Here is a 12,125-nt window from a genome sequence, read left to right as displayed (position 1 = left end):
GGCTCGGGAGGAGCCTTGCGGTTGTCGCGGCTACATCTTGCCGTCGTCCTGGAAGACCTGCGTCCAGTCCTTGACCAGGCCGTCGAGCGCATCCTTGGCCGAACCCTGGCCGGCGACGACATAGTCATGGAAGCGCTTCTGCGAGGCTTGCAGCAGTGGTGCGTAGCTCGGCTCGGCCCAGAAGTCCTTCACGATCGCCATCGAGTCGAGGAAGGTTTGCGCATAGGGCTGGCTGGCCGGGAATTTCGGGTCCTTGACCACCGCGTTGAGGCAGGAATAACCGCCGAGCGACCACCATTTGGCCTGGACGTCCTTGTTGGCGAACCACTTGATGTATTTCAGCGCCGATTCCTGCTTGTCGGAATAGGAGACCACCGAAATACCCTGGCCGCCGAGCTGGGCGAATTGGGCGCCGCCGGGACCCTTTGGATTGACGAAATAGCCGATCTTGTCGCCGCCGACATTCTCGTCCTTCTGCAGGCCCGGCCATGTGAAGGCGAAGTTCATGTGCATCGCCACCTGGCCGGATTTGAAGGCATCGACGCCTTCGCCCATGTAGCTGTTCGAGGCGCCCGGAGGGGTGCAGCAATCGTAGAGCGCCTTGTAGAATTCCAGGCCTTTGACGGCGTCTGGCGAATTGACGAAGCCTTCCATCTCGTAAGGCTTCTTCGGGTTCTCGTATTGGAAGCCGTAGCTGTAGAGCACGTCCATGGCGCCCATGGTGATGCCTTCCGAGCCGCGCTCGGTGTAGATCGAGGCGCCATAGACCGTCTTGCCGTCGACCTGCCGCTTCTGGAAAAATTCGGCGATCTGCTTCAGCTGGTCGAAAGTGGCCGGCGGGCCGAGGTCCCAGCCATACTTCTCCTTGAATTCCTTCTGCAGTTCGGGCTTGGAGAACCAGTCCTTGCGGTAGGTCCAGCCGACGACGTCGCCCATGGCCGGCAGCGCCCAGTAGTTGGGCGTGTTCTTCGGCCATTCCGAATAGCCGACGACGGTCGCCGGCACGAAGTCGTCCATGCTGATCTTCTCCTTGTCGAAGAAGTCGTTCAGCTTGACGTAATGGCCATTCTCGGCGGCACCGCCGATCCACTGGCTGTCGCCGATGATCAGGTCGCAGAGCTTGCCGTGCGAGTTCAGCTCATTGAGGAAACGGTCGGCGTAGTTGGTCCACGGCACGAACTCGAATTTCATGCCGATGCCGGTTTCCTTGGTGAAATCCTTGGACAGTTCGACCAGCGCGTTGGCCGGGTCCCAGGCGGCCCAGCACAGCGTCAGGTCTTCAGCGTGCGCGGCGCTCGAGATAGCTGTCGACGCTGCGATCGCCGAGGTCAGTCCCAACGCCAGTTTCAAGCTCGATTTCATGCCTTCCTCCCATTTGCGAAACACGTCCGGATGACGGTCTCAAGATCCCTCAACCTCTCTCCTCAGAGGCCCAAACATGGCGGCGTCGTCGCGCCGCGGATGTTTAGTAATTTGTTTAGTGATGCAATTTTTACTAAACAAGGCAAGCGAATTCGTTGCTGCGCCGCAACATGCTGAAGCCGGTCTCTGAAAAGTTGAGAAAAGCGCCGCATCAGGCGGACGAGCGCGGAACGGGATACCCCTGGCCGATCGTCCGCGGGTTCAGTCGACCCGCTTGGTGCTCACCATCACCGTCCGGATCGGTGGCGCCGGCGGCAGCAGCGCGCGGATGTCGCCGAAGGGAAACGTCGGCTCGAAGCGGAAGGCTTCGGCCAGCGAACCTTGCGCGCCGTTGCATTGGCCCGAGCGAAAAAGGTTTTGCGTCAGTGCAATGTCAACGAAGCGGTCCGGGTCCTGCGACTGGTGCATGCGGATCGCCTTGGCCTTGATGTCGGCATGGGCGGAAATATCGACATAGTGCGTCGGCGAGAATCCGGTGCCGCCCATCGTATCGGCATGCAGCACCGGAACCCCGAACGAAGCAGCGATGCGCACGCCGTCCGACAGCGCGCGGTGGTCGGCATGATAGTCGTTGGGCGCGTGCGTGATCGCCAGGTCCGGCCCGATCTCGCTGATCAGTGTTTTCAGTGCATCGATCAGCGCGGCGTCGGCCACCAGCCCGCCATCGGGAAAGTCGAGGAAGCGGGCTGCCGCCCCGAGCAGCGCGGCCGCGGCCATTGCCTCCTCGCGCCGGAAACGAGCCAGAAAAGCGGGATCGCTCTTGCCGCCCCTGGCACCATCGGTAGCCACGGCAAAAGTGAGTTCTGCGCCTTGCGCGGCATAGGCGGCCATCGTACCGAACATGAAGATCTCGATGTCGTCTGGATGAGCACCGAGTGCCAGTATTTTCAACTCTCTCTCCCCGGAAATGAAAAACGTGCCGAACGGAATCCTGCTCGCCCTGATCGCCTATGCAAGCTATTCGGGCAGCGATGCCGTTATCAAGAGCCTGGGCGGCCAATTCACGGTGTTCGAGATCGGCTTCTTCTCGACATTGTTTGCCGGCTGCTTCCTCTTCTTCAGCCGGCCGGCCAACGAGCGCTGGCGTGATTTCTGGCGCGCCAAACGTCCCTGGGCGGTGCAGGCGCGGGCCTGGGCCGGCATCGCGTCGGGCGTGCTCAGCGTCTATGCTTTCACCACCATTCCGCTGGCCGAGACCTATGCGCTCATCTTTCTGGCGCCGCTCTGCGTCACCATTCTGTCCACCGTGATCCTCAAGGAAAAGGTCGGGCCCTGGCGCTGGCTGGCGGTGGTCGCCGGCTTTGCCGGCGTCATGCTGGTTGTCAGGCCGGGCTTTCGCGAGCTGCACCTTGGTCACCTTGCTGCTTTCACCATCGCTTTCCTCGCCGCCACCAACGTCATCCTGATGCGGTCGCTGGCGCAGCAGGAAAAACGCACGACCATGCTCGGCGTGCTGATCGGCTATGGGCTGCTGTTCAACGGCATCGGTGCCGCCGCGACCTCCTTCACCGTCCCGGATGGAAAACAGCTGGCATGGCTGGTGATGGCGGGCGCCTTCACCGCCTGTGGACAATTGCTGCAGTTGCTGGCCGCCAAATACGCTCCGGCCAACCGGATTGCGCCGACGCATTATTCGCAGATCGTCTGGGCGGTCATCCTCGGCGCGCTGTTCTTCCGGGAATATCCGGACTGGCTGTCGCTTGTCGGCCTCGCCGTCGTCGGCGGATCGGGCCTGCTGACCATGGTGCGCGAGGAAGTGCGGCTGGGCACGGTGCGCTGGAATCCGTTTTCCCGCGCACGGCTCTAACCAGGCCTGGTGCGATAAAGTTGCACGGCGCCCGCGACCGCTGATATGCGGGCGTAATGACGACCAAACCCTTGCCGGAACTTCCGGTATCCGCCGTGCTGCCGGCGCTGAGAGAGGCGCTCGGCTCTGGCAACAGCGCCGTGCTGGTCGCGCCGCCCGGCGCTGGCAAGACCACGCTGGTGCCGTTGGCGCTGCTCGATGCGCCCTGGCTGGGCACGAGCAAGATCGTCTTGCTCGAACCGCGACGGCTCGCCGCCCGCGCCGCCGCGCGCCGCATGGCCGAGTTGCTGGGGGAAGAGCCCGGCGCCACCATCGGCTACGCCATGCGCATGGAAAACCGCACCTCGGCGCGGACGAAAATCCTGGTCGTCACCGAGGGCGTGCTGGCGCGCATGATCCTCGACGACCCTGAACTGCCCGGCGTTTCGGCCGTCATTTTCGACGAATTCCACGAGCGCTCGCTCGACGGCGATTTCGGTCTCGCTCTCGCCCTCGATGTGCAAGGCGCGCTGCGGCCGGATCTGCGTCTGCTGGTGATGTCGGCAACGCTCGACGGCGCACGGGTCGCGAAACTCCTGTCGGGCGCGCCGGTGATCGAAAGCGAGGGCCGCGCCTTTCCCGTCGATGTCAGATACGACGAGCGGCCGGCCGGTGTGCCGATCGAGGACGCCATGGCCAAGGCGATCCGCGCCGCCCTTGCCGAGGAGAGCGGCAGCGTGCTTGCCTTCTTGCCCGGCCAGCGCGAGATCGAGCGCACCGCCGAGCGGCTGGCCGGCAAGGTCGGCGCCGCCACCGATATCGTCCCGCTCTATGGCCTGCTCGACGGCAAGGCGCAGGACGCGGCGATCAAGCCGGCACCGACGGGCCGCCGCAAGGTGGTGCTGGCGACCTCCATCGCCGAGACCTCCATCACCATCGACGGCGTGCGCGTCGTCATCGATTCCGGCCTGTCGCGGCTGCCGCGCTATGAGCCGGCCAGCGGACTGACCAGATTGGAAACCGTGCGTGTCAGCAAGGCCTCAGCCGACCAGCGCGCCGGCCGCGCCGGCCGCACGCAGGCCGGCGTCGCCATCCGGCTGTGGCGTGCAGAGCAGACGGCCGCACTTCCCGCCTTCACCCCCCCGGAAATCCTTGAGGCGGACCTGTCGGGCCTGCTGCTCGACTGCGCCGCCTTCGGTGTCGCTGATCCAGCCAGTCTTGCTTTCCTCGATCCGCCGCCGGCTCCCGCGCTCAATGAAGCACGGGCGCTGTTGCGCGCGCTCGATGCGATTGATGAGGCAGGGCGGTTGACGGACGCGGGCGCTGCGATGCGCAAGCTCGCTCTGCCGGTGCGGCTGGCGCATATGGTCGCCGAGGCGGCCAGCAGCGGTCATGGTGGTGAGGCGGCCATGCTTGCCGTGCTGCTGACCGAGCGTGGCCTTGGCGGTGACGGTGCCGACCTCGAACGGCGATTGATGCGCTTTCGCGCGGAAAGATCGCCGCGTGCCACGTCGGCGCGCCAGCTTGCCGAGCGCCTGGCCAGGCAGGTAGGCGGTGCGAAGACCAACGGAGCTGTTCCAGCCGGAACCCTGCTCATCCACGCCTGGCCGGACCGCGTCGCCAAGGCGCGCGGCGAGCGCGGCCGTTTCGTGCTGGCCAATGGTTCCGGCGCCATGCTCGACGCCGGCGACCCGCTGGCGGGCGAGCCGTTTCTGGTCGTCGCGGACGTGCAAGGCAAGGCGCAGAATGCCCGCATTACGGCGGCTGCGGCAAGCAGTGAGGAGGACATCCGGGCAGCACTTGGCGGCAGGATCGAAACGCGCCGGCAGACGAGTTTCGATCGCGACAGGCGCGCCGTGCGGGTGCGCGAAACCGTGCGGCTTGACGCCATCACGCTCGCCGAACGCATGTTGCCGCCGCCGGCCGGCGCCGACGCCGACCGCGCCATCATCGAGGCCCTGCGCGAGCATGGGCTTTCCCTTCTGACCTGGAGCAAGGAGGCGCAGACGCTGCGCCACCGGCTGTCCTGGCTGCACAAGGGCTTGGGCGAGCCCTGGCCCGACATGTCGGATGAAGCGCTCATCGCGCGCCTCGACGACTGGCTGCTGCCTTTTCTGTCCGGTGCGGCCTCCCTGGCCGCCATCGATCCCGGAACTGTCGCGGCCGGGCTGGCGTCGCTCGTGCCACATGACCTGCAACGCAAGATCGAAGCACTGGCGCCGACTCATTTCGATGCCCCGTCGGGCAGCCATGTGCCGATCCGCTATGACGGCGAATGGCCGGTTCTGGCGGTGCGCGTGCAAGAATTGTTCGGCCTCGACCGCCATCCGTCGATCGCCAACGGCACCGTCCCCTTGACGCTTGAACTGTTGTCGCCGGCGCACCGGCCGATCCAGACGACGCGAGACCTGCCTGGCTTCTGGCGCGGCTCCTGGACCGATGTGCGCGCCGACATGCGCGGCCGCTATCCCAAGCATGTCTGGCCGGAAAACCCATTGCTCGCCGCCGCCACCGCCCGCGCCAAGCCGCGCGGGACCTAGCCTTTGCTGGTTTGCGGCTGTAATCCATGGCCATGATCAACATCCTGAACACGCCCGACTTCCAGCAAAGCCAGCGACTGCGCCTCAACACGCTGATCCGGCTGCGCTGGCTGGCCATTGTCGGCCAGAGCGTGACCGTGCTCGTCGTCGCCTACGGCCTGAAGTTTCCGCTGCCGGTCAGTCTGTGTTTTGCCCTCATCGCCTGTTCGGCCTGGATGAACCTGTTTCTGGCCTTTCGCTTTCCGGCCGCGCACCGGCTCACCCCGTTCGCCGCCTTCGGCATCCTGGTCTTCGACAGCCTGCAGCTTGCCGGCCTGCTCTACATGACCGGCGGCCTGACCAATCCGTTCTCGCTGCTGATGACCGTACCCGTCGTCATTTCGGCGACGTCGCTGCCCCTTCGCCTCACCGCCATCCTCGGCGGGCTGGTGATGATCGCGGCGACCTTGCTGGTCTTTCGCCATCTCCCGCTGCCCTGGTACGAAGGCGCGCCCCTGGTGATGCCCTTCATCTATGTCGCCGGCATGTGGATGGCGGTGCTGTCCTCCATTGCCTTCACCGCCATGTACGCCTTCCGGGTGGCCGCCGAAGCGCGGCTATTGGCCAACGCGCTCGCCGCCACGGAACTGGTGCTGCAGCGCGAGCAGCACCTTTCCGCGCTCGACGGGCTGGCGGCGGCGGCGGCGCACGAACTCGGCACCCCGCTCGCCACGATCACGCTCGTCGCCAAGGAGATGGAAAAGGCGCTCGGCAGCGATCCGAAATACGGGGAAGACGTGAAGCTGCTGCGCTCTCAGAGCGAGCGTTGCCGTGAAATCCTCAAGCGCCTGACCAGCCTGTCGTCGGAGGGCGAGGCACATCTGTCCCGCCTGCCACTGACCTCGCTGGTCGAGGAGGTGACGGCGCCGCATCGCGACTTCGGCATCTCGATCAAGCTTCGCCCTGGCGAGCGGACCGGGCCGGAGCCGGTCGGGCGCCGCAATCCCGGCGTCATCTATGGTCTCGGCAATCTGGTCGAGAACGCGGTCGATTTCGCCCGCAAGAGCGTCACCGTGCGCTGGAGCTGGGACGAGGCGACGGTCTCCTTCTCGATCACCGATGACGGCCCGGGTTTCCCGCCCGAGATCATCGACCGCATCGGTGAACCCTACATGTCGACACGCCAGGGCACGGAAGCCGGAGGCGGCCTCGGGCTCGGCCTGTTTATCGCCAAGACATTGCTCGAACGTTCGGGCGCCACGCTCGACTTTCGCAATTCGAGCGGCCTCGGCGAAGGGGCCGTGGTGCGGATTTCGTGGCCGAGAAGCGTCTTCCTGAACCCGGAATCGGCCCCAGCCACCATGTTTGACACTGCGTAAATTGGACAATGGCCCCGCAAAACTATATCTGCGTAAAAATAAGGCAGCAGGAATTTTCGAGACGATGACAGGCGATGAGAACAGTGGGCCTATGGTTGAAGGCGAGGACACCTCGCTTCTGATCGTCGATGACGACAAGCCGTTCCTGACCCGTCTGGCCCGTGCCATGGAAACCAGGGGTTTCGTGGTCGAGACGGCGGAGAGCGTCGAGGAGGCCGTGGGCAAGGCGCGCGCCAATCCGCCCGCCTATGCGGTGGTCGACATGCGGCTGGGCGACGGCAACGGCCTCGATGTCGTCGCCGCCATCCGCGAGAAGCGTGAGGACTCCCGCACCATCATCCTGACCGGTTACGGCAACATAGCCACCGCGGTGACGGCGGTGAAGCTCGGCGCCGTCGACTATCTGTCGAAACCCGCCGACGCCGACGATATCTTTGCGGCATTGACCCGCACCACCGGCGAGCGCGCCGCGCCGCCGGAAAACCCGATGTCGGCCGACCGCGTGCGCTGGGAGCATATCCAGCGCGTCTACGAAATGTGCGAGCGCAACGTTTCAGAGACCGCACGCCGGCTCAACATGCATCGCCGCACGCTGCAGCGGATCCTGGCCAAGCGCGCGCCGCGCTGAGAGACTGTTTGGAAATTCTGCTCTGGCGGCCATCTGGCGGCGTTTTCTGCGCTTCCCTTGCTCACGGACGAATGTCCGCTGCGCTGCGGTTCTCAACCACCATATGACCAGTCAGAGCGAATTCGAAACAGTCTCCGAGGCGCTGAAAAGGGTCCCATGCTTGCCCGGCGGCCGGACTTTGCGCATCATTGCAAATGACGCACGCCGGCAGGCGGCATGACGGAGGCGACATGCAGGATTTGAAGCGACGGCCGGTTTCCGTCTTCCGCGAGTTCCTCGACAGCGAGGCGGCCGGCGGCATCATCCTGATGGTGGCCGCCGCCCTTGCCCTGATCGTCGCCAATTCGCCGCTCGCCGGGACCTACTTCTCGGTTCTCCACGCCTATCTCGGCCCGCTCAGCGTCTCGCACTGGGTCAATGACGGGCTGATGGCGGTGTTCTTCCTGCTCGTCGGGCTGGAGATCAAGCGCGAGATGCTGGACGGCCAGCTCTCGACCTGGCCGCGCCGGGTGCTGCCCGGCATCGCGGCGGCCGGCGGCATGGTGGTGCCGGCGCTGGTCTATGTCGCCATCAACAGCAACAATTCGGCCGCACTGTCCGGCTGGGCGATCCCGACCGCCACCGACATCGCCTTCGCGCTCGGCGTCCTGTCGCTGCTCGGCAGCCGCGTGCCGGCCTCGCTGAAGGTCTTCCTGACCGCGCTTGCCATCATCGACGACCTCGGCGCCGTCATCATCATCGCCATATTCTACACCAGCGGCCTGTCGCTGGCCTATCTCGGCGCGGCCTTCGCCGTGATTGCCGTGCTCGTCCTGCTCAACCGTATGCGGGTGATGAACCTTGTGCCCTATCTCGTGCTTGGCGCCATCCTGTGGGTACTGGTGCTGAAGTCCGGCGTCCATGCCACGCTGGCCGGCGTGGCACTTGCGCTGACCATTCCGCTCGAACGCTCGGCCGGCATCGGCCACGACCTTGACCATTCGCCGCTGCACCGGCTCGAGCACGGCCTGCACAAGCTGGTGGCGTTTATCGTCATCCCTATCTTCGGCTTTGCCAATGCCGGCGTTTCGCTCACCGGCCTGAGTTTTAGCGCCCTGATCGAGCCGCTCACGCTGGGCGTCGCAGCCGGTCTCGTCGTCGGCAAGCTGGTCGGCGTCTTCGGCTCCTCCGCGCTCGCCATCCGCTTCGGCCTCGCCGACCTGCCGGCCAACGCCGGCTGGCCGCACATGATCGGCATTTCGCTCCTGTGCGGCATCGGCTTCACCATGAGCCTGTTCATCGGCCTGCTCGCCTTCGCCAACGACGTGGCGCTGCAGGACGCGGTCAAGGTCGGCATCCTTGCCGGTTCCTTCATCGCCGCGCTGCTTGGTGCCGCGGTGCTGCTGATGGCCCCGGCTGTGGGTGGCGAGGAAGAGACGGAGTAGCCGTTCCGGGCTGGAGCATCTGGCGGGCAACGCCGCGCCGCCTCTCACCTGGTTGCCGCCATCTCCCCGTAAACGGGTCGAAAGGGTGGGCCGCAACGCAGCCGCCTTTTTCTGCAACGCCGGCGATCGGCGAAATCCATGATGAGCGCCCTTCTCCCCGTCTCTATACGGGGAGAAGATGCCGGCAGGCAGATGAGGGGCGGCGCCAGCATCTGACAGTTGCGGCGTCAATTTCAGGGCCGCGATTACTCGCTCTCCCCCTCCAGCGCAGGCACCGCGACACCCGCCAGTTCCGCCGCCAGCAGCCGCGCCGCGCCGGCGCGCGCGATGCGCAGCATCAGCGCCTTGCGCGTCGCCGCCGCCATGCGGTGCTCGGGCGCATCACGCAAGATCTCGGCGCCATAGCCGTCGGAGAGAATGAAGCCGCATTCCTCGGGAAAGATTTCGGCCGGCACGCCGGGATGTGTGGCGAAAAAAAAGCGGTCGGAATGCAGCCGGTAATCGGGCCATTTGCGGTCGACGCGAAAATCCTCGATCGAGGATTTGATCTCGATAATCCAGATATCGCCCTGCCGCGTCAGCGCCACGAGATCGGCGCGCCGGCCGGTGGCCAACGACAACTCGGGCAGCACATGCGCGCCCATCTGCATCAGCAACCGCTGCACGCCCCGCCGCACCAGCATGGCGCGCTCGGACTGGCGACCGTCGATCAGAGGGTTCAGGAGAATCGGGGAGATGATCGGCATGGCAGGCACCATGCCAGACTTTGTTCACGGTTTGAACCCGGTTTTAGGAGGCGATTATATATTTGACAGACCCAACTGACTATGCGATAACGAATCCAAGGAGTTATCGCTATGTCCGTTCTGTCCCGCCCCTACTTCCACGACGAAGCCGCCGCATTCGAGCATGTCGAAGGTATGCTGTGGCCGCAGGGTCCGGTCTGCCATCATTGCGGCTCCATGGAGAAGCACTACGCATTGAAGGGTGGCCGCACCAAGCCTTCCAAGAAGAACCCGCATGGCTTGGAAATCCATGGCCTCTACAAGTGCTCGGATTGTCGCAAGAAGTTCACCGTTCGTATGGGCACGATCTTCGAGGAGTCCAAGCTTCCGCTGCACATTTGGCTTCAGGCTTTACATGCCATGTGCGCGAGCAAGAAGGGCGTTTCGGCTCACCAGCTGCACCGCGCTCTGGAAATCACCTACAAGACCGCTTGGTTCATGTGCCATCGCATTCGCGAGGCCATGCGCTCTGGCGACTTCACGCCCATGGGCGGCAACGGCAAGACCGTCGAGGCCGACGAGACCTACATCGGTCGCCTAGCCGGTACTCCGGTTAAGACCGGCGGCGGCGCTCACAAGAACACTGTCGTCACGCTGGTCGAGCGCGGTGGCCGTGCCCGTTCCTTCCACGTCGATACCGCCCGCATTGGCACGATCATGCCGATTGTCCGTGCCAATATCGCCAAGGAAAGCGCGTTGATGACGGATGAGGCTGCCATGTATCGCCGCGTGGGCCAGGAATTTGCCTCGCACGATGTCGTCACGCATTCCAAGGATGAATACGTGCGCTACGAAGGCGAAAAGACCATCCACACCAACACCGTCGAAGGCTACTATTCGATCTTCAAACGCGGCATGAAGGGTGTTTACCAGCATTGTGCGGAACACCATCTGCACCGCTACCTAGCAGAGTTCGACTTCCGCTATTCGAACCGCGTCGCCTTGGGCATCGATGACAACGTGCGCTCGCTCATCGCTTTGAGGGGTGCCAAGGGCAAGCGCCTGACTTATCGGAGACCTGTTGAGGTCTAAGCGGGACCACTACCGAAAGCCCGTCCAGCTGACATTGCCGCTCTGGCGATACGAGAAGCGAAGGAAAAAGTGAATCCCGATCAATGGGTTACGCCAAAATGTCAGTAACGTTTTGATTCGGCTTGATTTTTCCCGCAAATCGGAATAGTGTCTTTGTCGGCGGGGTACGCCGGAACCCCCTTGGGCGGCATCGTAGATGCCGCAGTCGGACGGACGGTCGCCCACTTTGGATGGTGGCCTACAAGCCCCCGATGGCAACGAGGCCGGGACCCGCCGCTTTCATATCTCATAGCCATAGAACCGGAAGACTTTCTTCTGTGCGTCGGTGAGTCTCAGCGTCCAGTTCTTCCACGGTAGAAGCGTGACCCCCCATCCCGCGTAGTGGCCATCGCCTCGGGATGCCACGCGGTCCCTTAGAGCTTCCGCGTATTCTGTGTTCCACTTCTTGGTTCCGGCGTTTGCGGCTTGATAGAAGGCGCTGGCGACCACATCGGCAACCTGACAGCCTGCGTTTTTGTTGTGCTCAATAACTTCGATCAAGCGACGGTCGATGACCCTAAAATCAGGGGCGTTGGCGGTCTGATATATCCGTCCGGTCTCAGATTGGTTCGCGAGCAGATGTATGTAAGTCTCGACGTGTCGATACGAGTGCCCACCACGCTTCGAAAACACCAGCTTTACGTGCTTCGGTTCCCCTGTCTCAGCGATTGAACGGCGCGCGCACCACTGGCTAACGCGTTCGAGTAGAACCCGAATGCAATAATTGTAGAAGAAATTGTGCTTGTGCAAAGAGACCGCCTCGGCTTGGGGATTTCGATAACCTCGCATGTTCTTTTTGTTTGAGGCTACGACAAAAAAACGCAGGTTTTCGGCCGCTAGGGCTTGGCAGACCGGTAGCTTCTTGTGCTCCACCAGATTGCGAAAATGTAGGTCAGGGCTTTGGGTCGAAAAGACCGATTTCTTGATTGTCTGGATGAGTGGCACCAACTCTGGTTCATTGGCGGCGCGCACGACCACGCAACCGACCGTGAACCACTCACTAGCGCCATTCGGATCTATAGGTGCTACAGTTTTGATACCAGGATCGCCAGCTTCATCAAAATAGGCGATGAAGTACGGGTCTGGTAAACTCCCCTCAGAGGCCATTCGA

At 63.6% G+C, this 12,125-nt stretch carries 10 protein-coding genes; 6 read left to right on the top strand and 4 right to left on the bottom strand.

What is annotated here, in order from left to right; genetic code table 11:
* Positions 1-30 precede the first annotated feature (30 nt).
* Positions 31-1,362: an ABC transporter substrate-binding protein gene (locus tag LB554_RS09995; RefSeq protein WP_224524241.1), complete on the bottom strand. Its 1,332-nt coding sequence runs from the start codon at positions 1,360-1,362 to the stop codon at positions 31-33.
* Positions 1,363-1,623: 261 nt separating this feature from the next.
* Positions 1,624-2,313 carry a PIG-L deacetylase family protein gene (locus LB554_RS09990; protein ID WP_224524243.1) on the bottom strand — a complete coding sequence of 230 codons (690 nt, stop codon included), beginning with the start codon at positions 2,311-2,313 and terminating at the stop codon, positions 1,624-1,626.
* A 25-nt stretch (positions 2,314-2,338) separates the two neighbouring features.
* On the opposite strand from LB554_RS09990, the gene LB554_RS09985 reads away from it, so the two are divergent.
* From LB554_RS09985 to nhaA, 5 genes are all read left to right on the top strand, one after another.
* The gene (locus LB554_RS09985) at positions 2,339-3,229 is read left to right on the top strand and encodes a DMT family transporter (RefSeq protein ID WP_023772505.1); all 891 of its coding nucleotides are present in this window, start codon (positions 2,339-2,341) and stop codon (positions 3,227-3,229) included.
* A 56-nt stretch (positions 3,230-3,285) separates the two neighbouring features.
* Positions 3,286-5,748, top strand: coding sequence for an ATP-dependent helicase HrpB (hrpB, locus tag LB554_RS09980; RefSeq protein ID WP_224524249.1), 2,463 nt, complete (start codon positions 3,286-3,288; stop codon positions 5,746-5,748).
* Between the two features lie 26 nt (positions 5,749-5,774).
* The gene (locus LB554_RS09975) at positions 5,775-7,106 is read left to right on the top strand and encodes an ActS/PrrB/RegB family redox-sensitive histidine kinase (RefSeq protein WP_140614913.1); all 1,332 of its coding nucleotides are present in this window, start codon (positions 5,775-5,777) and stop codon (positions 7,104-7,106) included.
* 64 nt (positions 7,107-7,170) lie between these two features.
* Positions 7,171-7,734: an ActR/PrrA/RegA family redox response regulator transcription factor gene (locus tag LB554_RS09970; protein WP_224524251.1), complete on the top strand. Its 564-nt coding sequence runs from the start codon at positions 7,171-7,173 to the stop codon at positions 7,732-7,734.
* A gap of 230 nt (positions 7,735-7,964) precedes the next feature.
* Positions 7,965-9,158, top strand: a complete 1,194-nt coding sequence (gene nhaA / locus LB554_RS09965; protein ID WP_224584314.1) for a Na+/H+ antiporter NhaA — start codon at positions 7,965-7,967, stop codon at positions 9,156-9,158.
* A gap of 245 nt (positions 9,159-9,403) precedes the next feature.
* On the opposite strand, the gene LB554_RS09960 is transcribed toward nhaA, so the two are convergent.
* The gene (locus tag LB554_RS09960; protein ID WP_181171036.1) at positions 9,404-9,904 is read right to left on the bottom strand and encodes an MmcB family DNA repair protein; all 501 of its coding nucleotides are present in this window, start codon (positions 9,902-9,904) and stop codon (positions 9,404-9,406) included.
* 111 nt (positions 9,905-10,015) lie between these two features.
* On the opposite strand from LB554_RS09960, the gene LB554_RS09955 reads away from it, so the two are divergent.
* Positions 10,016-10,975, top strand: coding sequence for an IS1595 family transposase (locus LB554_RS09955; protein ID WP_224584312.1), 960 nt, complete (start codon positions 10,016-10,018; stop codon positions 10,973-10,975).
* Positions 10,976-11,254: 279 nt separating this feature from the next.
* Here LB554_RS09955 and LB554_RS09950 read toward each other — a convergent pair whose 3' ends face one another.
* Positions 11,255-12,121, bottom strand: a complete 867-nt coding sequence (locus LB554_RS09950) for a DUF3800 domain-containing protein (RefSeq protein ID WP_224584310.1) — start codon at positions 12,119-12,121, stop codon at positions 11,255-11,257.
* Positions 12,122-12,125 lie beyond the last annotated feature (4 nt).

It is taken from the genome of Mesorhizobium sp. CO1-1-11 (assembly GCF_020164995.1).
Classification (GTDB): Bacteria; Pseudomonadota; Alphaproteobacteria; order Rhizobiales; family Rhizobiaceae; genus Mesorhizobium; species Mesorhizobium australicum.
The sequence above is the reverse complement of the archived record's forward strand: the minus strand, read 5'-3'. Positions and strand labels throughout refer to the sequence as shown.

Bases quoted from the DNA above. Each gene is read 5' to 3' on its own strand.
- LB554_RS09995 (WP_224524241.1), bottom strand. From the start codon at position 1,362: ATGAAATCGAGCTTGAAACTGGCGTTGGGACTGACCTCGGCGATCGCA.
- hrpB (WP_224524249.1), top strand. From the start codon at position 3,286: ATGACGACCAAACCCTTGCCGGAACTTCCGGTATCCGCCGTGCTGCCG.
- LB554_RS09975 (WP_140614913.1), top strand. From the start codon at position 5,775: ATGGCCATGATCAACATCCTGAACACGCCCGACTTCCAGCAAAGCCAG.
- LB554_RS09970 (WP_224524251.1), top strand. From the start codon at position 7,171: ATGACAGGCGATGAGAACAGTGGGCCTATGGTTGAAGGCGAGGACACC.
- nhaA (WP_224584314.1), top strand. From the start codon at position 7,965: ATGCAGGATTTGAAGCGACGGCCGGTTTCCGTCTTCCGCGAGTTCCTC.
- LB554_RS09960 (WP_181171036.1), bottom strand. From the start codon at position 9,904: ATGCCGATCATCTCCCCGATTCTCCTGAACCCTCTGATCGACGGTCGC.
- LB554_RS09955 (WP_224584312.1), top strand. From the start codon at position 10,016: ATGTCCGTTCTGTCCCGCCCCTACTTCCACGACGAAGCCGCCGCATTC.
- LB554_RS09950 (WP_224584310.1), bottom strand. From the start codon at position 12,121: ATGGCCTCTGAGGGGAGTTTACCAGACCCGTACTTCATCGCCTATTTT.